Here is a 22,916-nt window from a genome sequence, read left to right on the forward strand (position 1 = left end):
TCACTATAAGCGAGGTTCCTGCAATGATGTTTTCCACGAGCTGTCGGGGCTTTGCGTGCTGGGCGTGTAGGGAGTTAGCTCGTTTGATGCCTCTTTTATCTTTTCGCCTGGCGCCTCGCCAGTTTTCTCTTTTTGCGCTTATTCTCTCTTCGCTATTTACGCTAGGTTCGAGCTCGACCTTTGCACAGGGGCCATCATTGCCTGTCGATTCCAATTTAGACACAAAGAACGAACTCCAGGCCAAGGCCAAGAATTATGATGCCGATGTCATTGTTGTTGGTGCGGGTGCTGCGGGCTTGGCTGCGGCAAGTGAGCTTCAGTCTCTCGGTTATAAAGTTGTGGTGTTGGAGGCACGTGAACGTATCGGGGGGCGTGTTCATACGCTTTTTGATGGTGAGCAAGCTATTGAGATGGGCGCCAATTGGCTACATGGCCAAGACGACAACCCTTTGGTTGCTTTAGCGAAACAGCAGGGCCATCGTTTAAGTGCGCCTACGGATTGGGGGGATAGCCTTAGCTACGACGAGTACGGTGAGGAAATTGAAGATACCGAGGATCTCTCGGATCGTTGGTATGCCGTGGTTGCTAAATACATCGAGCAGTATTTAGAGCGTGAGCCAAATGCCAGCATGCAGATGCTAATGGACGATGCCCAAAAGTCCGGTGATCTGGGTTTTGTTAATGATGATTTACACAATCTGTTTATTAATTTTATGTATGAGCAAGATTGGGCCGCCGATGCCGCAGAGTTATCTGTTCAGTCGGAGATGGATGGCGAGGACTATCGTGGTGGTGACCCTATTCCATTGGCAGGCTTTCAAGCTATTCTTGATCCATTGAGTCAAAATGTCGATGTGCAGTTGGCTCGCCAGGTTACTGCTGTGCAGCAGCTAGAAGATTCTGTAGAGATTAGTTATAGCTATCAAGGCCAAACACAGGTCATGCGAGCTAAACGCGTTGTGATCACTGTGCCTGTATCTATTTTGCAGGCAGGCAAGATCCGTTTTAGTCCAGAGCTTAGCGTCCGTAAGCGTGAAGCTATTGCTCTTTTGGGGATGGGGCATCTCAATAAAGTATGGTTAAAGTTTCCAGAAGTGTTTTGGGATGATGCCCAAGCTTTTCTTCGGGTAGGCCCAGAAAAAGATCGCTTTAGCCTTTGGCTTAATTTTCATCAAGTCAGCCAGCAACCTTACCTTTTGGCGTTAAGTACGGCCACTCAACTAGAAGCCGGCAGTGATGCAGAAATTGTCGAGGAAGCGATGCTGGCTTTGCGGGGTATGTATGGCGATGAGATTCCTGATCCGCTTAAAAGCTATATCAGCCGCTGGCAAAATGATCCTTTCTCTTTAGGGGCATACAGTTATCTTCGCCAAGGTGGACGTCCAGAGCACCGGCAGATATTGGCGGAAAATGAGGGTTTAATTTATTTTGCAGGTGAGGCCAGCCACAGTGAATTTCCATCGACTGTGCATGGTGCTTATTTGTCGGGCTTACGTGAAGCGGCAAAAATCCATAAAAATTTGAACCCAGGTGCCGAGCCATTACCTACTAAGAATTTACTAGAGCTTAAAGAGCAAGATCATTTAAGTGAGCCTTTCACTGAGGCCTCGCTTAAAAACATAGGCGATCTTGAGGCGAAGAATAATTTAGAGAAGGCTGAAAAGATTCCTGTTCTAGAAACAAAGCAAGAACAAGAAAAATCTCCACAAGCTGAAGAGTTTGAATCAACAGAAGTGAGGAAAGAAGACGACCTTTAACAAAAGGGTCTCTAATAAAAAGATCCTCAAAAAACGTACCCACCGGGGGAGGTGGGTACTAAAACAGCAACAAGTACTTGAATAGCGCCCGAGGAGCCTAAAGGCCGCTGGGGAAAGCCGGGTGCTAGTTCAAGAGTTAAGCTTGTGCCGTTAGAGGTGTTACGTTGTCTTCCTGAGCTGGCTCTTCTAGCAATACATCAGGCTTGCCTTTACAGGCTTTAGCAAGGGCATCGCGGCGCTCGGCAAGCAGTAAGCCTATGGCTTCGCTGGTATTTTCATCTAGGCCGTCGATATGGTTTTCCAGCAGCGTGGTAATGTTCGCTGCCAGCTCCAACATTTTGTCGTGTTCTTCCGCATCTTTTTTGTTTTCAAACATCTTTCCGTCTCGGTCACACTTCCAAACAGCTACTACAGCCATGAGCAAATCTCCTGTATCAATTACTGGTTAAATATACAGTATATTTGGCTGGTTGCAAGTGTTGATGTTGGGACTTTGGTTTTTGGTTTGATTTAAGAGGGCTTCGATCGGTATTTGGGCTACTAGTTTGGTTTTAGGAGGCGAGAGAAATTTGTGATGAAAAATCACTTTAGAAGGTTTGATGCAATCGCAGTTTTGCCGCGTTTCAAGCAAGAACTCACCTGCTGTGGGAAATTGAGAAAGCCATTACTTAGTGGTTTTGGAGCCTGTTGGGTAACTGCAATTGACGTAACGTTTGCATGTTGTGAGCTGAAGGACTTTAGGGGCACTGTTAAGCCCTCAAAAGCAAGGACGCTTTTGGGGAGCCCCCGGGGATGGGTTCACGGCGCGTTTTACAGAGCCCCTAAAGTCCTTCAGCGTTCGAAGACAAGTTACCAACTAGCTCTTTGATTTAACCAACGGATTCCCATAAAACCCCATGCCTAAAATAACCGCCGCCATCATAAAGTGCAGCATGTCGCCGCGGCTCATTACGGTTATGGCTTGTCCACCTTGGCTGGCGATATCGATGTACTCCAAATAGCGCATTAACACACCGTAGAGCAGCAGGAAAATGTTTAAGGCACTTTCACCCAAAGCAAAGAGGGCTCGCATGGTGGGGCGTTTAAGTAAGAGGCTGGGTACTACAAAGCAGGCCGCTAAGTACAAATAGTGCAGGCCGGGGCTAGCGCCGGGGATGCTGATGCGAATATCTGAGCCCCACAGCGCGAAGCTGATAAGAAAAAGCGGGCTAAGCCAGTAGTAAATTTTAATCGTAGCTTGAGAATTCATGCGGCTATTTTACGGATATCTGCCGCGACTTGCATGCCTCTTCATCATTTGTCAGGATGATCAACTCACACATCAAAACAAGAAAAAATAATGAACACAGCAATAGCCCGTATCTCACTGCCGCGCTTAATAGAACTCGGTGGTGATAGCCTAAATAAACTTCCTGAAGTGCTGCGCAGCTTAGATAGTCAGCGCCCCTATATGATTTGCGATGGATTAATGCGTGATATCGGCGTGCAAGCAAAAGTGCAGCAAGCCTGTGCCAAGGCGGGGGTAGAGCTTACTGATGGCGATGTGTTTAGCGATGTAATGCCAGAGCCGACAGAAGACTCCTTGCAGCCCGCCATTAGAGCAATGGCAGAGGGTAATTATGATGGTGTTATTGCTTTAGGTGGCGGCAGTGCAATTGATAGTGCTAAAGCCATTGCTTATCTGGCGGCAAAAGGTGGACGAATGAGTGATTACAAAGTGCCTGCTATTTGTGATCAGCCGGGCTTGCCCCTTGTCGCTATTCCGACGACGGCAGGCACGGGCTCGGAAGCTACTCAATTTACCATCATTACTGATGCAGATAGTGATGAGAAAATGCTATGCAAAGGCCTAGCGTTTTTACCGCAGGCGGCCATCGTTGATTACAAGCTTAGTCTTACCGTACCTGCGCGAGTGACGGCGGATACCGGTATCGATGCCTTAACTCATGCTATTGAGGCTTATGTTTCAAAGCGCGCCAACGACTTTAGTGATCAACAAGCCTTGGCTGCCATGAAGCTCATAGCGCCTAATTTGCGCAGCGCATTCCACGATGGTAATGATGAAGAAGCACGAGAAAAGTTAATGCTAGGCTCGCATCTAGCGGGTGTTGCTTTTTCCAATGCTTCGGTGGCCTTGGTGCACGGTATGAGCCGCCCAATAGGTGCTCATTTTCATGTGCCTCATGGTATGAGCAATGCTATGTTGCTACCGGCAGTGACTAAATACTCTATTCCGGCCGCCATCGAGCGTTATGCCCACTGTACTAAGGCAATGGCGATCGTTAGTGAAGAAACTGACGAGCAAGTTGCTTGTGATGCATTGCTGTTGTGGTTAGAAGCTTTAAACAAAGAACTGTTAGTGCCCAGCCCTGCAGAATTTGGTATCAACAAAGACGAGTTTATGAATAAGCTGGATATCATGGCTGAGCAAGCTTTGGCTTCGGGCTCGCCGGGTAATAATCCGCGAGTGCCCAGTGAAAGTGAAATGAAAGATATCTATTTAGAGCTTTGGTGAAGCTAATTGGTACGATGTCTAATTATTATTTAGTATGTTTCTTAGGTATTTCAGCCATAGCCGAACGTCTCTGCTGTGGCTAAATTTCCCTTGTGTTGTGATTTGGGTTTAAGGATTGAACTGCTCAAAACTCTCAATAACAAAATCCTTAAAAGCCTGAATTCGAGCTGCCGAGTTCTTCTGTTTTAAGTAAATCAGGTAAAACGGCGTGGCGACTAAACGCCAGTCTTGAAGTAAAGGGATAAGATTACCTTCTCTGATTTCCTTTTGGCAATACAGCTCCGGTACACGAATAATACCATTGCCAGCAATGGCTGACGCTAACATGACTCGTCCGTTTTTGCATTGCAGTTGCCCGTCGATGCTAAAGTCTTCGACCTTGCCGTTATCTGGATTCTTGAAAGACCATTGCTGAACACTACCTGTAATACAGCGATGCTGTGAAAGTTCATCCGGCGTTTGCGGCTGGCCATACTGCTGGGCATAACTGGGGCTGCAATAAAGCGATATATTTAAATCGCAGAGCTTACGAGCAATCAGTGAGGAATCTTCCAGCTCGCCCATACGAAAAACAAAATCATATTGCTCCTGAATTAAGTCAACTCTGGGGCTGCTAAAATCCAGCTCGATTTTAATTTCTGGGTGCTGCCCTAGGAATTGATTAATCATGGGGGCGATAATATCTTCTCCAATGGGGCCGCCCACGGAGTTGATATGAAGATGGCCATGCAGCTTATCGCGTGAATCCTGTAGCTTTTCGATGGCCTGCTCTATATCCAGCAAAGCTTGTTGGCATTGTTGGTAAAACAATTGCCCTTGTTCGGTAAGCTGTTGTCTGCGAGTGGTGCGAATCAATAAACTCAAGCCCAGGCTGTCTTCTAATTGCGCCAGCTGTTTCGATATTTGAGGGCGGCCACAGCCGAGCTGCTCGGCCGCTTTGGTAAAACTGCCGGCCTCCGCCAAAACTACAAATGTGCGTATATCGCTTAGGCTTATATCTTTAGGGATCATCGCTGCTGTGCTCTAAACCGGTGGTGGCATAGCTAGTCTGTTTATTTCTTCTTTCCAGTGCATTGTTTCTTTTTCCAGCGCATTGTTTCTTGCTTGGAAACAATGCTGTTCCAGGCGCTCTATATATCCCAAGGCCCGGCTTATTTACAGTTAGCCCCATATTGAATAAGGCAAACAAGTACTTCAAGAGGGCAAGAAAATGACAGATAAGCTAAGTAATAGTGTAACAGCAGCGGATCAAAAAGGCTTAGTGGTGATTACAGGCGCCAGCTCCGGTATTGGGGCGGCTTTGGCCAAAAAAATGAGCGCAGCGGGACACCCCCTGCTGTTACTGGCGCGCCGGGTGGAGCGTTTGGAGGCTCTAGGCTTAAAAAACTGCCTATGTGCCAAGGTGGATGTTAGTGATCAATCGGGGCTGCAGGCAGCCATCGCCAAAGCTGTGGAAAGATTTGGTCCGGTAGATCTGCTTGTTAACAATGCGGGTGTTATGTTGCTTGGTGATGTGGCCAACCAGCAGGCCAGTGAGTGGCAGCAGATGTTTGGAGTGAACGTTTTAGGTTTGCTCAATGGTATGCAGGCCGTGCTTTCTGATATGAAGGCTAATAATCGCGGTACTATTGTGAATATTAGCTCAATTGCAGGGCGTAAAACCTTTGCTAATCATGCGGCTTATTGCGGTACAAAGTTTGCCGTGCATGGGCTCACTGAGAATATTCGAGAAGAAGTAGCCGATAGCAATGTGCGAGTCATAACTATCGCTCCGGGTGCCGTTGAAACTGAGTTGCTATCGCATACCAGTTCCCAGGAGATTATTGATGGCTACGAAGCTTGGAAAACAGAAATGGGTAATGTACTGAGCGCTGAAGATGTCGCAAACAGTATTTTGTTTGCTTATCAAATGCCACAAAATGTATGCGTTCGCGAGATCGTCTTAGCGGCAACAGCACAGCAACCTTAATCCAGCGCTTGGTTGTGGCAGTAATGCCTAAAAACCGGCAGGCCTATTCGCTATATACCCGAAGAGGCCTAGCTGGCATGCGTGTTAACAGCTCATAGCCAATAGTGCTTGCGGCATCAGCAATACGATTAACGCAAAGATTTTGCCCCCACATTTCGGCCTTGCTGCCAATGGCAATATCTTTAAGCTCGGTGATATCCACGGTTATCATGTCCATAGAGACGCGGCCAACCAGCGGTGCTTCTTGCCCGTCAATCAATACTGGCGTGCCGTTGGGGGCGTGGCGTGGGTATCCGTCTCCGTAACCGCAGGCTATGGTGGCAATTAGGCTATCGCGCTCAGCTTGCCACTTGCCACCGTAACCAACGCGTTCCCCTGCTTTAATCGGACGTACCGAAATCACTTCGCTCACTAGGCTCATAACAGGTTTTAGTTTATCGGCATTTTCATGAGGCACCGTAAAAGGTGAAGCGCCGTATAACATAAAACCAGGGCGTAGCCACTGACGATGAGCTTGAGGATGGCCGAGTACACAAGCTGAATTAGCAAGGCTTTGGGCGAGCCCTTTGGCTTGTTCACTTTGAGCAATTAAATGATCAAAACATTCGAGCTGAGCTTGATTGCTTGGGTTATCCAACTCATCGGCACTGGCAAAGTGGCTGGCAATAATGATATCGCTGTGTACATTATCGCTGGCTTTTAAAATGCTTAGGGCACCGTCGGCTTGTTCCGGCAATAACCCCAAACGATGCATGCCGGTATCGACTTTTAACCAACAATGCAGTGGCTGGCTAACATTGGCTTGAATGATGGCTTGAACCTGCTCAAGGTTTTCGACCATTAAGTAGAAGTTTTGCTCGCTGGCAATGCTAACTTCATCGGCGCTAAAAATACCCTCTAATAAAAGAATCGGTTTTTTAATGCCTGCATCACGAAGTTCTAAAGCCTCTTCTATACACGCTACCCCAAGCACAGGCGCCAAAGGCTCAAGTGCCTTAGCTGCAGCTACAGCACCGTGACCATAGGCATTGGCTTTGACAACGGCGACAGCTTGGGCGGCCGGCGCAAGATCGCAGGCCAACTGATAGTTGTGGCGCAGCGCTGCTAGATCGATACGGGCGTGACAGGGGCGACTCATAATAAATCCGAGTGTTCTTTATTTCTTTCTGTGTGTTTCTATTTCGTTCTGTTAGTGCTTTAACGGTTAGCCGCTAAAGCACATTGAACGCTAATTACATTAGTAGTCGTGCTTGTGGGCGCTATATAGCGCTTGGGCAGCTTCCCAAACCGGGCCGACTTTACCATCGCCAACAGCTTTGCCGTCCACTTCAACAACAGCCGCAACTTCTTTGCTGGAGCTACTGATCCATACTTCATCTGCATTAGCTACTTCGTCCATTGTGATAATACGCTCTTCAACGGTGATATCGCTGTGCTTACGTAAAATATCCAAAAGCATCAAGCGGGTAATGCCAGGTAAGATTTGATTATCCAGTGGCGGTGTCGCAATAACCCCGTCCTTAACGATGTAGGCATTACAAGCACTGGCTTCGGTTAGCTCGCCCTTGGCGTTGTACAACAAGGTTTCATTTTGCCCGCTGCTAAAGCCATGTTGAAAGTGCATTACATTGCCCAGCAAAGCCGTAGATTTAATGTGACAGCGCTGCCAGCGTAGGTCTTCGGTGGTGGCCACTTTATAGCCATTGGCTTGCTCGCGATCGGCAACCGGTGGGGGGGCAATCTCAAAGGCAAAGCCAAAAACAGTAGGGGCTACATCGTCTGGGTATGCGTGAAAGCGTTTAACATCGGCGCCACGGCTAACGTGTAGATAAATGCCTAGGTTGCCCGATCCGTTCTTTTCGATAAGGCCTTCACAGATCTCGCGCCATTTTTCATGGTTAAGATCGTGCTTGATATCAATAAAGCCCATACCCTGGTGCATGCGATCAATATGAGGACCAAAGCCAACCAGCTTGCCATCATAAGAGGGAATCACCTCATAAATGCCGTCGCCAAATAAGAAGCCACGATCCATAGGTGATATACGTGCCTCTTCCAGGGGCAGAAATTCTCCATTCAAATAGGCTGTGGTCATAATATCCTCGATAAATATAAGCAGATGGAACCCGGCTATAGCGCCAACAGCAGTCGTCAGTGGGCATATTAAAGCCCAATGCTGTTGCGCATATTGTAGTGCAGATTAAGGGTAAGCGTAGGGTGAACGCTAATCCGGCCGGGTGGGCTGGGTAGGCCGAGCGGGGTCACTTTTGGCGACAGGGCAGGGCTTGCTGCGAAGCAGTGCTTCCAATTGCCGCTATTTTAGCAAAGCTTTGCAGAGGATTATTCGGAAAACGGGGCTTGTGTGGTGGATTGTTCTGAATTGAGTGAATAATGATCTGATTTTGTGGCGGTTTACGTAGATACCCTCTGACAAAGTAGCACATTGAAAGCTTTTGTTGATTAGGGCGCCTCCAACAGTAAAGGTGGGCTCATGTGTAAGAGTAATATTCAGGGGCAGTATTTTTGAACAACGCTGTGTTTGCATGCTCCAATCTATGTCAGAATCACTAGCTGTTTTAAAGCCATAGACGGACCAAGAATGCGCCCATTATTAATATCGATTGCCGTACTAAGCAGTAGCCTTGCCATCAACTTGGAGGCCAAAACCCAAAGTTACCAGTGTCCTGATGGTCGGGTTGTAGAAACAAAGGTAAAAGGCTCCCGTGAGCAACGAAAAAAAACAGCCAACTTACAGATAAATGAAGTAAAGCAGCAATTTAGTGAGTTACCTGGCTGGTTGGATAAGCCAGAGCCAGAATCCTTATTGCAGGTTATCGAGAGCAATTGTAAAACCAGTAAATTGCCAAAGGGCTGGGCGAAGGTATGTCAAGAGTCGGAAGGATTGAATTCGGGCAATGTCTACGACTATATCGAAAATAACTTTGTTCCTTATCAGCTAGTGGTGGATACAAAAAGCGCGCGCAATGATAAAGGAAAGTTTACTTCTTACTATGCGTCTTACGTTAATGTGAGCAAAAACAAAACTGATAAGTATCAGCACCCTATTTATAAGTTTTCAAAAAAAGCGAAAACTTTATCCCGCAAACAAATTGAAGCTGGCGGGCTAGCAGAATCAGAGGCGCTGTTCTGGTCCGACAATGCCTTTGATAATTTTGTACTGCATGTTCAGGGCAGTGGCGTAGGCAAATTGCCTGATGGCAGTAAAGTTAAAGTACTCTATGCGGGAAAAAATAAAGAAAACTATATCAGCTTAGGCAAGGTATTGCGTGAATGCGGTGAAATACCCCCAGCAAAAATCTCCTTGCCCTCTATTCGAGCTTGGGTTGATGCCGCCAAACCTATCGAGTATCAACGTTTGATCGGCAATAATCAAAGCTATGTATTCTTTAGAGATGAGGCCTACAATCAAGAAGCACCCTTGGGTGCCTTGGGTGTTCCCCTAACCACTATGCGTTCGCTGGCCGTGGATACTCGATATATTCCCTTGGGAACCATGGCCTATGTGGCGGTACCTCATCCATTAAACGACAGCAAAATAGAGCAGGTTTTTATCGCTCAAGATAAAGGTGGTGCTATCAATGGTGGTATTCGCGCCGATATCTTTGCGGGCGAAGGAGAGCAAGCAGGTGAATTTGCTGGGCGTATGGCCCATAAAGGAAAGTTCTGGCTGATAAAACCAAAGTAACAAGCTCGCTGTTTCTATCTATATATGAAGTGTCGATATTTAAGATAAGTAGCTGCGTAAAATAATAATGTAAATGTTGTACAGGGATAACAATGAAGCCTTCTATTACTGATTGGATTCAAGCTTTAGCGGTTACCATGGGGGTGGCCTACGCAGCTTGGGAATTCATTCTGCATGACCGAGCCCAAGAGAAACTAAAAAAAGAAGCGGTTTTACAGTTGATGCTGAGCGGACAAAACGAATCGATTTCCAAGTCTGCCCATGAAATACAGAAGGTATTTAATGAGCTAAGAAAAAACGATGACGCCAGCATAGAAGATTGGGTAAAACTCCAAACCATCTATTTCCCCATTCAAGCTCACCTAAGTGCCTGGGGCTTTTGTTATCACAATAATATGTGTGATAAAAAGCTAACCGAAGCCTATATCTGCGAGAACTTACTAGATTTTGATAAGTTTAGAGCTTTGGTCAATGAGAAGGTTAATAGACCTGACTTTCAGCGTGAAGAGGGTTATGGGGCTTTGTTAGAAAGCTGCTCCAAAAAATAAAGCACAAAAAGTATAGCTTTCAATGGCAGACCTGACTGTTTGAGAATTTACTTTAAAGGAAGACCTTTGTAATTCAAGGATGATTAATGCGATATCTCATAGTTTTATTTTCACTTCTAATCTCGGCCTGTTCCACCTATTGGTGGGGTGGTAATGATGGGTATTTTGTACAGCTAATCGGCAAGCATCGCCTGCAGTTTATTGGTGATACAACAATGGAGAATGCTCTAAAATTAGAGCATGTACTGAATACGGCTGGAAAAGAAGTTAAAACGCTTTATGTTACTAGTGGTGGTGGCCCTGTTACAGGTGGGATGAAAATTGGTGAGTTAGTTTTTGAACGGAATTTGAAAGTGGTAGTGAAAACCCTCTGTGCTTCCTCCTGCGCTAACTACATAGCAACAGCCAGTCACGACACTGAAGTGGAAAAAGGCGCTTTTTTGGGGTGGCATGGAGGATCAACTCAGCCTTTATACGCAGATTATGGCTCTGAACCGTCGCTTTTACGTCGCTTTTGGTTCTGGTTGACGGGTAGAGATCTAGATAAAGAGACGGATGATTATATTCGTCAATGGCATACCGAAGAGGTAGAGTTCTTTAATAAAATTGGAGTGAAACAAGCAATCACCATTATAGGTATGATGCCAGCCTATATCGATAAGCGCGATGCCAAATTGTTTGCTTACAATAAAGAACTTTTACCGAAACTTGGTGCGAATATTCGCTTTCAAGATGAAAATCCAGCTGAGTTCCATGAAGACGGATTCAAGATTGTCCAGGTGTTTGAGTTAAGTCAGCGAGAACTCAAAGAAGCACTTGAATTACATGAGCGCACCCTGAGGTTGAATGATTGGTAGTGAAAAACAAGCTCTAGGGCATTGGATATTACTTTGTTTGTGCTTTTAAAAGTGCTGTTTTGGTAAGGTCAATTTAAAAGCCAGACCATGCTTGCGTTAGTTTCGGGTGGTTGTTATAGATGGAGGCCTTATCTGTTCAATGCTATCCATTCACTTGAAACTAACATGCTCTACGTCAACGCCCGAATCTTTGACATCACGCGCTAGCGCATCTTTATAGGCCGCAAAGCGCTCTAAGGTTTGTTGCTCTTGAAGTCTTTTCGACTCTCGCTTCAATACCACCATGACGTTATTTGGTGACTGCTTGTGGCCTTGATAGTATTGTGCGATGGCGTTGCCAACTGAAAAGTAATAGGTCGATATCTCTGACAGTAATCTAGGCTCAATCTCAAAAGTAGATTCAGAGAATTTTGACGCCTGGAATACATAGTCGTTTAGCTTTATGCCATCAAGATGTTCTTGATAAACGAATTTTTTTCCTTTTGCCTGCTCTATATAGCGGTCCATGTTTTTAACGTTGAAATCCAGTTCTTGATACAAGGATTCCGACAAATAGTAAGTGCCCCGATCTGCCTTGACTAACTCCAATTTTAAGGCTGCATCAAAACCAACAATAGCGGCGTAGTAGACACCGATGATGGTTGCTGCCACCGACAAGGTATGGCTTACCCAATATGCGGGCGAACGTAAATCACTCATATGATCGTCTCTTTAGATTTGATTGTATTCATTGTGTATACAAGGCGATTTCATGCAAAGCGCTAAAGCCTCATAAGTTCAGTCACCTAAGCTATGACGAGCTATGCTGCAAGCTAATATCGATTTATCGAAAAAACGAATACGCGCAGTAAGGTTCTTATGTTGGGTAAACTGTAAGGCGATCAACAAAAAACAAAGTCCTTAAAAATACTCCAGTGCAATGTTATAACATAGTAATGGTGATTGGTAATATTTCTTGCTCTAAGATAATGTATATTTTGTTGCCCGAAGTACTTCTGGTATTAATCTATTGGCTAATTAGGCTACTCAAATAACTGGCATAATAAAACTTATTTGCACTAAGGTTGGCGAGTGAAATTTCTTTAACTGACTTCGCTGATCTTGGGTGCAAAATATAAATATAAAGGGCATCCACTCTAATTGGCCCAGCATCGCAACTAGAGAGCTAGGCCAATCGTATGACCTACTTTCATGAGTTAAACAAGCCTAAGACAGGCCGATCTCTGGTTAGAAACTAGGTAATTTGTCTGTGTCTTATGGTGAGCTGCATGTGTTAGTTTTGGGGGATAATTATGGGTGGGTGTCCTGTTGGTTTTATCTTCGAGTTACTAGCTGAGCGAGTATGGCGTTGGGCTCTTGGTAAGCTTTTGGCTTAAAAGAACCCCACTGCTGATTTTATGTTATGGAAATTGAGCCTTCTCGAAGGCAATGTGAAATAAAGAGTGGTCGAGTATGCTTTCGACTGCGACTATTCGCATACTAGGCCCTGTGGCTTGCTTAGTGGCACCATGTCCAAAGTAGTAATTGTTTTGTCTGTTGCTTCGAATCGTAATGTAACGGAATCACAGGCAGAGCCTTCAATAAGCAATCGTCCCCAGGCTTTCCTTTCGACCGAGTTCGGATCAAAATGAGGGCCGAATTGTCCATTAATCGGTTTTTTGACTTGATCAAAAACGATGCGATCATTGCTAACCTGACCTTCGGCAATCAGCCACATCTGTTGATGATTGTTGTCGTAACCAAAAAAAGTAATGACCGCTAGTTCATCGTTGACCTCTTGTAAAAATATCCCTTCCCCAGATCTTTTTTTGTTGTAATAAGCACCTGTCCAGAGGCCTCGATCAGATGAGTTTGCTTCTTCATTTTGGCAGCTGAGGCCGTTGATTCCAGCCAACTTTATGTGGTTTTGATAGCCGCGCCCATAAGAGTTCGGGCCAGAATAACTCATCCACACATTGGTGCAGGACTCAAAGGTTAAAGCCATTTGACCCCAAGGCTTGTTTTCCACTGATTCGGGTTTAAATTCAGGGCCGAAACCACTACCAGAGGTTGAAAACATGTCTTTAAAAATAATCGTATCGCCCTCTATCTTACCGTCGGTACTTAACAGCCATGATTGATTGCCTTTGTCGTCGTAGGTAAACCAAGCAACTATGGCACGTTTATCACTAAGTACTTGTAAATACATGCCCTCGCCATTGTGTGCGGGTTCGTAAAATAGGCCTGAGTAGCTGCCATTGATTTTGGGCCGCCCTAGATTTTCTAGGTGGAAGTCCCAGATTCCACGGCCGTAGGTGGAAAAGCGAATCAGGTTTAAGGCGTCGACGTATTCAACAGACGTGTACACGGTCTCTGGGGCCGCCAATCCATGCATAGGAGTCCATTCTCCGCTGCTTCTCGAATATACAAAGGGCCCAGAGTCCGTGGCGGCGAAGACTAACTCCCCATCAGGTGATTCCTCTAGATCCCTGACAAGAGTATTCGGCAATCCATTGTTGATGGCTTGAAATGTTTGACCATTGTCCTCTGAAACATAAACAGATTCTCCAGTACTGTAATAACTTCCCGAAAGATAAAATCGCCCTAATTTAGTTTTCGATGGCAGGATAACAATACCTCGTAAATGATTGATGCCTGAATCACCCTGGAAGGGTGACTGCTTCCAGTTTCGACCTCCGTCAACAGAGGTAAATACGTGATTGGCTTCACTGCCAGAATGATTAGTAACCACGTAGCGGTATTTATTATTGAGATTAGATATTGCCAATGCTGATACCGCCGTGAACCCTTGGCCCTGAGAAAAATCAAAGGGCTGCTTTTCCACACTAGATTGCCCTAGTTCTGTATCAGCTGTTACTTTCCACAAATAGGTGGCTTGAGGAGTGCCTATGCCGATATAGGCTGCATTAGGTTCATCCGGTGCTGCAACTATTGGGTTCATCCAGTGTGCATTAATGGGGCCGCCTGGGTTTTCTGGGTCGCTTATGGACCAGCTGCTATTTGATAAATAGTTAAACATTTCCCTCTCGCGGGATTCCATACTGACGTAATAACTCAGGAAATCAGGAAACACCAACCATACAGAGCGTCCTCCATCCGAGGACTTTGTAAGCCCTATATCTCCAGCTTGCAGCTGATCGAAAACGACATGTTTTTTGCCATGAACCCTGGGTAATTGAAAGCCTTGGTCTTGGCTGCCAGCTATCATTTGATGCGGATTGTATTCCGCTGTATAAACATCATAGTACTGTGAGACGTTTAAGCCGTTTAAGCTTATGTTCTCTACTGTAGACAATTGATCTATAGATTTGTATATCCCGCCATCGGTGCTAATAAACGTAGGGTGCCCGGGATGTTCGTAAAAGAAAGTGATGTCTGCATGAAGTCTGGAATTGGGAGTGTCATAATACTCATGCCAGTAGTTGACTTTTTGCCAACTGTTGGCCCCGTCTCGGCTCACATAAGCATCTACGCCACCAAAATATAAGGTATGTTTGTCTGATGAATCTGCCGCAAAGTTGTTATGTCCTATCGCTAATTCACTGCCATCTAAACTACCCTTTTGCCGCCAGTTGCTACCCCCGTCCTCACTTTCGAAAAATTGAGTTCTCACGATTCCATTCGCCGAGAAATGTTCATAGGCCAAATAAATAACACCATCGCTACCTGTGATGGTGGCATCAATTATGCCAAAATTAAAAGTTGGCCCATCTACGCTTTTTAGCACGTCATCTGAATAAATGTGAACTTTAATTTTTTTTCTGTTTTCATCATCTTCAACAATATACAGTTCATTGTTATTGGCAGAATGCCATGCTCGCGGTGTGAATCGTGATAGTCTTTTGTTGAATGTTGTAACATTGGAAAAAGTTTCGCCTCTATCTTCAGAGCTGAAAATCACTAGCTGATGACCAATGTTCTTTAAAAGATAAACCTTGCCTCGTGACTCCCAGCTACTAATAACCTCATGGTCGATGTTCGCTTGCTTTCTAGGGGTTGGTATACCCGTAGAAGAATTCCAAGTGAAACCGCGATCATCAGAATAGTGCACTTGACCAGGGACGCGAGATACGGCGATGATCCTGTCTTGAGTATTGTCAGTTTTATCGAGCCAATGCACGCTAAACGGTGAGTCAAGGCGGAATGTGTCGTTCAGGCTATGCCATTGATTATTAGCGTCATACAGCCAAACATGCCCCCCATCGCTGATTGAAATCAATTCATTCGATTTTCCGTTGTAGTCAATCCCCAGCATTCGGCCGGCTTGGTTTTGACTGCCTAGCTCTAACCAATGACCCTGTAAGCCAGCTACATGGATAGTGCTATCTATTTGGCGATTTTGTAGGTTTTTCCTTGCTATGTTTCTGCTAACGACTCGGTTTTTCAAGTTGAGTCTTTCGATAGATTGCCAATTACTTCTCTCTCCGCCGTGAATCCAGGATTGCCTTTCCTTTCTTTGTCTTTTATAGGGGCTTGGTTGGTTTTTGTCGAGGTAATTGACGGCCGCCTCATGGTTTGTATGCTTAAATAATGTGAGGCCAAAAAAGGTAAAGATAACCGCTGCTAATAGATACAGGTGCTTCATTATTCCCCCAAGTTAGATTCGGTGCCGTAGCTAAGTGAAAGCAAGAGGCTTGGCGCTTAAATTTTCAATCTATTGAATGGCGGTATCGGACTGCATAGGCATCTTTGTGCTTATGTCGTGTTAGATTTTTTATTGTTATTGTTGCGAGCTCGGTGATATTAATAACTAGCATACAAATTACAAATAACTATTTATAATATGCTTGTTGCAAAATGTTTGCAGATTTTTCCTTTTCACGATATTGGCCACCTTTTCCCGAGTGGCTAATTCCTGTCGGAACTTTGTCGTTGAGTTTTCAAGCTTTATGTGCGGTGATTAATATAAAGGACTGCCACCTCAAAGGCTCAGTACTGCTAGTGAAGCCACTGTTTTTCTTTCCACCTTAAATCAAACTAGGGCGTAGCCCAAGGGTGTTGGAATTGAGCTACATGTAGTAGCTAGAAGCCTGTAAGTATCCTTAGCTGATACAGCCTGCTTTCATCGTAACACCTTTATTGCAACTTTAATTCGGCCGCAAAAAGGCAATGCTATTGATGTCTGGATGGCACTTAAATATTAGCGCTGACGGCTAAATAATCATATTTATGGCTTATTCAAGTTGTGTTCATAATCAGTTTTTATAGGCGATTGCAGGTTTATCAATAAGGGCAAAATCATTCTATTGGTTTAATGAATGTAAATCTAAGCGGTTCTCTAACGTGGGGTTGCGGCGCGGCGAAACTAAATTTTGTAACTTCTCTATGGGTAACTGATGAGCAATGTGAATACAAAAATAGGAGTTTTTAGCTTCTGCTTCTTGCTTTTGCTGTTAATGATTGGATTGCATAAGGCCGAAGCGAGTTCGTTTGAGCTAGATATATACGACTTAGGTCTATCTGACTTTTCAAGCGTTAACTTATTTCACACCGTTGTTAAAGACGAAAAAGGTCTGTATTGGATTGGTACTGAAACAGGTCTCTATCGTTACGATGGTAGGCAAGTTATCAAGGTGCACTCAGATAAATCGATGCCCCTCTACAATCTGCCGGTTTCCCGATTAAAACTAACAGATGGAAGAATTTTGATTGGGACTCTAAGCGGATTGTATTACATTGACTTGGACAGCTATCAGATATTTGAGGTACAAGATCTAAAGTCCATGTATGTCTGGAATATTATTGTTTCAGGCTCTGATGTTGTTGTCCTTACCAACAAAAACGGTGCGTTCAGGTTAACATTTACGGATGATGTCATCACTCTGGATCCGGGGCTGAGGCAAGCACAGGAATCCAAGGGAATTCGATTTAAGCAAGATGCCGTTATAGCTAATGATCGCAGTGTTTGGCTTTCATCTAGTAGCGGTCTTTATCTTTACGACCCTGTATCTACGCAGCTCACCACTCCAGGTGATGGTACTACCCGCTACCCAAGAGATTTTCAAGATATTGCCAGCCAGAGTGTTAGTACGGTTCATGAGACTGCCGATAAGTTCTTGCTGGTGAGCAATCGCTACTACTATGCCTTCGATAAAAACTACAATTTACTCGCCAAAATAGAGTTGCCCTGCGATGCTGAAGAACAATGCTCATTTCTTAAGCTGCAAGAAGATCGTTTTGGGGTGATATGGGGAAGGCTGAATCTAAGCACCGTTGCGAGGGTTGATGATCACGCTGGGCTTATTCAGGTTGCAACAAATACTAAATCTGTATACCTAAGTGATTTATTTCTTGGGCAGGATGATGAATTGCTGTTTTACGGCCTTAATGCTTTAGGGGCCGCAAGAGTTGGGGAAGCTTTATATGGAGTAGTAAGTCTAAGTGATGTGGATCCTGCTCTTACACACTTCGTGCCGACGAGTTATCATCAAGATGAACTTGGTAATATATGGTTGAGCAGCGAAAATCTGCTCATAGAGTTCAACTTATTTAGCAAGCAATTTAAGCAGTACTCACTGCATCACCCGCCTTATTCCTTTCAAGTCGATAAAGAGAAAAAAGTTTGGCTTCACGATTCTGAATCACTTAAAGCTATCAAATTTGATCCTGATACGGGGCAGTCTAGCGTCATAGCAGGTTTCGATGTTAATTCTATAGTGGATAGCCCCAATGATGGGCTTTGGGTTATTGATACCCAATACAATATTTATCGCCTAGATAAAGAAACAAATTCTGTATTTTCTTATCCGGATTCTTCTTGTTTGAGTTTGATAAAAAGAGTCTACCCTAAAATTGTAGATAATGGTTTGCTAGCTTGGTCCGGGGACGGGTTCTTGTGTCGTTACAATCGGGGGTTAGATAGTTTCGACAAGATTAATATTGAAAACAGGGGAGAAGGTGAATTCCCACAAAAACTATTCTACTCAGACGGAAAGTATTGGGCGCTTAGCCCAGCCATTGAATATTACGAGCCTGTTGCAGGTTCGGATACCCTGATTGCAAATACGATAGAAGAGCTGGATGGTGTTCATTTGGATCCAAATGGCCAGGTTCTTAGTGGAGGCTACATTTGGTCCTTGAACCTGGCAAAAACTAGACTTTATCGAATCAATACCGATACCTACAAGGTAGATTTTTATAATCTCAGCGAAGGAGTTCCTCGGAAGAAAGACTCTATTTTGTTAGGGGTGATGAAAGGTGAACGGCTCGTCTTTTCTGAACCTGGAAAAATTGTACTTCTTGATGTGTCCGAGCTTGAAAAGGTGAAAGTTGATAGCGCGCTGAAATTTCATCATCTTGTCGTTTTTGGTGAGAGCGGTAAGGAAAAGGAGATACTAAATGTAAAAGACTCGATTACATTGCTTTATACGGACGATGCTATGGAAGTTTCATTTGGTACAACAAGACCCAAGGCTAATGTGAGTGAGACAATCTTTTATCGCCTAAAGGGGTTTAATGACAATTGGATTAAAACTCAAAGAGGGTTTGCTCGGTTTTCTGGCCTTAGCCCAGGAGAGTATCGTCTTGAAATCAAGGAAGGTTTTAACTCAGATAGTAAAACTAATCTTGAAGTCTTTGTTGAAGCTCCACCCTGGATGCGTTGGTGGGCTTACCTCATATATACAATTGTTGTTGGCTCGGTTTTGTTGTCGTTTATATGGCAGCGGCTTAAGTATCATCGGGAACTAAAATATCTGGCAAGTGTTGATAGCTTAACTACATTACCTAATCGTCATCAAGTTGTAGAGCATATGAAGTCTCTCGCGCGCCGCAAGGAAGCTTTCACTGTACTATTTATCGACCTTGACCGCTTTAAGCATGTGAACGATTCTCTGGGTCATCAAGTTGGAGATAAACTGCTTATCTTGCTGGCAAAGAGATTACAAGCAACACTCAAACCTGGCAGCTTGATTTCACGCTTAGGCGGTGATGAATTTCTAGTCGTCTGTAAGTGTGCTGGCAATCGGTGGGAGGCGGAAAACTGTGCGAAAAACTTGATCGAAACAATCAATGAGCCATTGCTTTTAGAAAAGAAGCAGCTTCATATATCTCTCAGTATAGGCCTAGCTCAGTATCCTTCTGATTCTGATTCAATCCCTTTGCTGATGTCTAGAGCCGATGCGGCTATGTATGAGGCGAAGGCGCACGGCGGCAATGCCTGGTGTTGGCACTCTATTCAGATGGGGCAAGCATCATTAAATTACTTAATCCTTGAATCAAAGCTGCATAAAGCTGTTCAAAACAAGGAGTTTATACCTCACTATCAGGCCAAATATGATATGGATAGTCAGTGCTTTGTTGGTTATGAGGCCTTGGCGCGTTGGCATTGCCCAGTTGAAGGGGTTGTCTCACCAGCAGGTTTCATTGATCTTGCCGAAAAAACAGGGAATATTATCGATATAGGGTGGGATATTTTACACCAAGTATGCAAGCAGCTAGAAAGCCTATCAAATAGCGAGCGGGCCTTGCCCATTGCCGTAAATATATCGGCCAAGCAATTGGCGATAGATAATTTTTTTGAGAGATTCCTTGAGTTAGTTAGTCAATATGAGTTTGAGCCGAGTTTGCTCGAGCTCGAAGTTACCGAGAGCATGCTTCTTGATAACAGCAGAAATGCCATAAAGCAGTTAAAGCAGCTAAAATTATTAGGCCACAAGATTTACATTGATGATTTCGGAACAGGTTATTCCTCTTTGGCCTACCTAAAGCAGTTACCAGTTCATGCAGTAAAAATAGATATGGTGTTTGTTAAAGATATCTCCGTCAATGAAAGTAGCCGAGATATCGTCAGTGCCATTATATATTTGGCGAGAAAAATGAAGTTGGAAGTTATCGCTGAAGGGGTTGAGACTCTAGAGGTGGCACTGATATTAAGAGAGCTTGGTTGCGATGTTGTTCAGGGGTATTATTTTAGTAAGCCTTCAAGTGCTATCGCTATTTTTGGTTCTGGCGATGGTATTGGTGGAACATATTCTCTTGAGCCCGTTTAGCTATTGTCTCACTGTATTGAGCGCACACTCTATTTCTGAACTTTACGTTTATCTATTTAATACTATAAATTCAACGATTCAGACAACTGTGTATGGATCTGAATTTGTATATGAATTTTTAGTTATGGGGTGTACACATTTTTATTTTGTTGCAACCAGAAATACGTTTTACGGGACCGATTGTGGTGAGTATGTGGTTTCCTATTTTGTATTTGGTTTTACCGCTAAGTTGCTCCCTGGCGAATAGTATGAGCTATCGCCGAGACCTTAGCTGATGAGCTCATTATTGCGCTAGAGCAGCTCGCTATTCAAACTGCTCCTGAGCAACAATTTCCAAAGCAATCTGCGCCAATAGTGGCGCCAAGTGGCGATCGTCGTCGGCTCGCCAGCAACTGATAAAAGGCAGAGGAGCTGGGCTCGGTTTTACATCCAGTTTTTCTAGCTTGCCGTTTTGTAGGGCTTTGCTGGCGGCCGCTTCTGGTATTAAGGCGCTACCAAGGCCCTGTTCTGCCAGTGGTAGCAGGTTCGCCAGTGAGCTGCAGCTGTGTAGGCGCACCTCGTCTAGCTCGGCCTCGTCTAGCATTCTTTGCAATTGGCTGCCTGGCAAGCTATTGCGTGGAAAGCTTAATAGTGGGTGCTTGCTCAGCTCGGCTAGGCTTATTTGGCCATGCCAATTGCCCGCAAGGCTTGGGCTGCTTACCCAACATAGTGGGTATTCAATAAGTGGCTCGCTGCATAGTTCATCGCTCTGCCGTGGGCCAACGACAAAGGCAAGATCGAGTTGGTGTTTTAAAAGCTGCTGATTCAGATTGTTGCTGACATCCACACAGATCTCAAATTCCATCAAGGGTAAGCGTTCTTGCCAGCGGCTTAGCATGCTGGTTAGCCATAGGTGGGCTAAGGTATCGGATACCCCAATGCGTGCAATGCCCCGCTCAGGTAGCACATCGCGTAGCTGCTCTTTCATATCTTGCTGTAGGGAGCACATCTTCTGAGCTAGTGGCAGCAACTGCTGGCCTCGGCTGGTTAGGCGGGTGCCGCTGGCATCTCTTTCAAACAGTTGTACCCCTAGCTCGTTCTCAAGCGAGTTTATTCGTGCAGATATGGCGGGCTGTGAGCTATGCAGCTGTTTGGCGGCGGCATGAAAACTGCCTAATTGGGCCACCTTTACAAAGCTAATGAGGTTCTTAATTTGCATAATAAATCATTCGACTTGCCAGATCGCCCAGCTGTCACTTTTTGCTAAGAAAGCTGTCACTTTAACATAAAGATGTTTGTGTTTATTCGCTCTACACTAGAACGTGAAAGATAAATGGATTGCTGAGGCGATGAAGCCCAGTAAACACCGGTCATAGAACAACAATGAGGACAGCAAGGTGGATATCAACTTTAGCGAAGCGGAGCTTGCTTTTCGCGATGAAGTACGCGCCTTTTTGAAGGACGCTTGGAACGAAGAATTGGCCAGCCAAGCGAAACAGCCTGGTAGCTATAAAGATGTACAGGTTGCCTGGGAGCGTAAGCTCAATTCGAAGGGCTGGGCTGCGCCATTGTGGCCAGTTGAATACGGTGGCGCTGGTTGGACCCCTGCCCAAAGCTATATTTTTGAAAATGAGCGCGCCGCCGTAGGTGCACCTGATGTATCGCCATTTGGTCTAAAAATGGTAGGTCCGGTCATTTACAGCTTTGGTAACGATGCTCAGAAAGAGCGTTTTTTACCGCGAATTCTGAACGCTGACGATTGGTGGTGCCAAGGTTACTCTGAGCCAGGTGCAGGTTCGGATTTGGCTTCTCTGAAAACCAAAGCCGAACGTGATGGCGATCATTATGTCATTAACGGCGCGAAGATTTGGACAACCTTAGCTCAGCATGCCAACTGGATGTTCTGCCTAGTACGTACCAGCAACGAAGGTAAGCCCCAGCAGGGTATCAGTTTTATCCTTATCGATATGACAAGCCCAGGTATTACCGTGCGCCCAATCGTAACGATTGATGGCGAGCACCACTTGAATGAGGTCATTTTTGAAGAGGTACGTGTACCAGTTGAAAACTTGATCGGGGAAGAAAACAAAGGTTGGACATACGCTAAGAGTTTGTTAGCCCATGAGCGTACCGCGATTGCCGGTGTGGCTGATTCTAAGCGAAATTTGGCTGAAGTGAAAAAGCTGGCAGCGGCCGAAGTTAATGGTGGCCGCGCCATGATTGAAGACCCTATCTTCCGTCAGCGTATCAGTGACATTGAAATTGACCTAATGGCTTTGGAGTTTACCGAGCTGCGAGTATTAGCCTCGATGTCTAAGGGTAATGGTCCGGGCGTAGAGTCATCCTTATTGAAACTAAAAGGTACCGAAATTCAGCAATCAATTCAGGAGTTGAAGCTAGACCTCGCCGGTTACTTCGGTACGGTAGTACAAGATGGAGCTAACAATGAGCAGGTAGGTCATGACTTTGGTGATGTTGCGCGCCGTGGCTTTATGATGAGCCGTGCTGCAACCATTTATGGTGGTTCTGATGAGGTTCAGAAGAACATTACCGCTAAATTTGTACTGGGCCTTTAAGCCAGCGACCTAAAAGGAT

At 45.0% G+C, this 22,916-nt stretch carries 16 protein-coding genes; 8 read left to right on the plus strand and 8 right to left on the minus strand.

The window, feature by feature from the left end:
- The first annotated feature begins 86 nt into the window (after positions 1-86).
- Positions 87-1,757 (plus strand): NAD(P)/FAD-dependent oxidoreductase, encoded by a 1,671-nt coding sequence (locus tag Q1A08_RS07400; protein ID WP_299771397.1) that lies wholly within the window; start codon positions 87-89, stop codon positions 1,755-1,757.
- 136 nt (positions 1,758-1,893) lie between these two features.
- Here Q1A08_RS07400 and Q1A08_RS07405 read toward each other — a convergent pair whose 3' ends face one another.
- A complete protein-coding gene (locus tag Q1A08_RS07405; RefSeq protein ID WP_299771399.1) occupies positions 1,894-2,175 on the minus strand; it encodes a YebG family protein in 282 nt (93 codons plus the stop codon).
- 438 nt (positions 2,176-2,613) lie between these two features.
- Entirely contained in the window at positions 2,614-3,006 is a 393-nt protein-coding gene (locus tag Q1A08_RS07410) for a hypothetical protein (protein WP_299771401.1), read from the minus strand.
- A gap of 90 nt (positions 3,007-3,096) precedes the next feature.
- Between Q1A08_RS07410 and Q1A08_RS07415 the strand changes: the two genes are divergently transcribed.
- A complete protein-coding gene (locus Q1A08_RS07415; protein WP_299771403.1) occupies positions 3,097-4,272 on the plus strand; it encodes an iron-containing alcohol dehydrogenase in 1,176 nt (391 codons plus the stop codon).
- Between the two features lie 108 nt (positions 4,273-4,380).
- Here Q1A08_RS07415 and Q1A08_RS07420 read toward each other — a convergent pair whose 3' ends face one another.
- Positions 4,381-5,283 carry a LysR family transcriptional regulator gene (locus Q1A08_RS07420; protein WP_299771405.1) on the minus strand — a complete coding sequence of 301 codons (903 nt, stop codon included), beginning with the start codon at positions 5,281-5,283 and terminating at the stop codon, positions 4,381-4,383.
- A gap of 199 nt (positions 5,284-5,482) precedes the next feature.
- Between Q1A08_RS07420 and Q1A08_RS07425 the strand changes: the two genes are divergently transcribed.
- Positions 5,483-6,241, plus strand: a complete 759-nt coding sequence (locus tag Q1A08_RS07425; RefSeq protein WP_299771407.1) for an SDR family oxidoreductase — start codon at positions 5,483-5,485, stop codon at positions 6,239-6,241.
- A 43-nt stretch (positions 6,242-6,284) separates the two neighbouring features.
- On the opposite strand, the gene alr is transcribed toward Q1A08_RS07425, so the two are convergent.
- A complete protein-coding gene (alr, locus tag Q1A08_RS07430; protein WP_299771409.1) occupies positions 6,285-7,379 on the minus strand; it encodes an alanine racemase in 1,095 nt (364 codons plus the stop codon).
- Between the two features lie 99 nt (positions 7,380-7,478).
- On the minus strand, positions 7,479-8,336 hold the full coding sequence (locus Q1A08_RS07435; protein WP_299771411.1) for a D-amino acid aminotransferase: 858 nt from the start codon (positions 8,334-8,336) through the stop codon (positions 7,479-7,481).
- A 504-nt stretch (positions 8,337-8,840) separates the two neighbouring features.
- Here Q1A08_RS07435 and Q1A08_RS07440 point away from each other — a divergent pair.
- The 3 genes from Q1A08_RS07440 (at position 8,841) to Q1A08_RS07450 (ending at position 11,352) form a co-directional block, all read left to right on the plus strand.
- Positions 8,841-9,947 carry an MltA domain-containing protein gene (locus tag Q1A08_RS07440; RefSeq protein WP_299771413.1) on the plus strand — a complete coding sequence of 369 codons (1,107 nt, stop codon included), beginning with the start codon at positions 8,841-8,843 and terminating at the stop codon, positions 9,945-9,947.
- Between the two features lie 92 nt (positions 9,948-10,039).
- The gene (locus tag Q1A08_RS07445) at positions 10,040-10,495 is read left to right on the plus strand and encodes a hypothetical protein (RefSeq protein WP_299771415.1); all 456 of its coding nucleotides are present in this window, start codon (positions 10,040-10,042) and stop codon (positions 10,493-10,495) included.
- Positions 10,496-10,581: 86 nt separating this feature from the next.
- A complete protein-coding gene (locus Q1A08_RS07450; RefSeq protein ID WP_299771417.1) occupies positions 10,582-11,352 on the plus strand; it encodes a hypothetical protein in 771 nt (256 codons plus the stop codon).
- Between the two features lie 150 nt (positions 11,353-11,502).
- On the opposite strand, the gene Q1A08_RS07455 is transcribed toward Q1A08_RS07450, so the two are convergent.
- Together Q1A08_RS07455 and Q1A08_RS07460 are read right to left on the minus strand one after the other, a co-directional pair.
- Complete coding sequence (locus Q1A08_RS07455; RefSeq protein WP_299771419.1) at positions 11,503-12,051, minus strand: hypothetical protein; 549 nt, start codon at positions 12,049-12,051, stop codon at positions 11,503-11,505.
- A gap of 769 nt (positions 12,052-12,820) precedes the next feature.
- Positions 12,821-15,937, minus strand: a complete 3,117-nt coding sequence (locus Q1A08_RS07460; protein WP_299771420.1) for a sialidase family protein — start codon at positions 15,935-15,937, stop codon at positions 12,821-12,823.
- A 751-nt stretch (positions 15,938-16,688) separates the two neighbouring features.
- Here Q1A08_RS07460 and Q1A08_RS07465 point away from each other — a divergent pair.
- On the plus strand, positions 16,689-20,342 hold the full coding sequence (locus Q1A08_RS07465; RefSeq protein WP_299771422.1) for an EAL domain-containing protein: 3,654 nt from the start codon (positions 16,689-16,691) through the stop codon (positions 20,340-20,342).
- Positions 20,343-20,646: 304 nt separating this feature from the next.
- Here the strand turns inward: Q1A08_RS07465 and Q1A08_RS07470 are convergent, their stop codons facing one another.
- A complete protein-coding gene (locus Q1A08_RS07470; RefSeq protein WP_299771424.1) occupies positions 20,647-21,540 on the minus strand; it encodes a LysR family transcriptional regulator in 894 nt (297 codons plus the stop codon).
- 178 nt (positions 21,541-21,718) lie between these two features.
- Here Q1A08_RS07470 and Q1A08_RS07475 point away from each other — a divergent pair, with 178 nt between their 5' ends.
- A complete protein-coding gene (locus tag Q1A08_RS07475) occupies positions 21,719-22,897 on the plus strand; it encodes an acyl-CoA dehydrogenase family protein (RefSeq protein WP_299771426.1) in 1,179 nt (392 codons plus the stop codon).
- The last annotated feature ends 19 nt before the right edge of the window (positions 22,898-22,916 follow it).

This window comes from uncultured Pseudoteredinibacter sp. (assembly GCF_947500695.1).
Taxonomy (GTDB): Bacteria; Pseudomonadota; Gammaproteobacteria; order Pseudomonadales; family Cellvibrionaceae; genus Pseudoteredinibacter.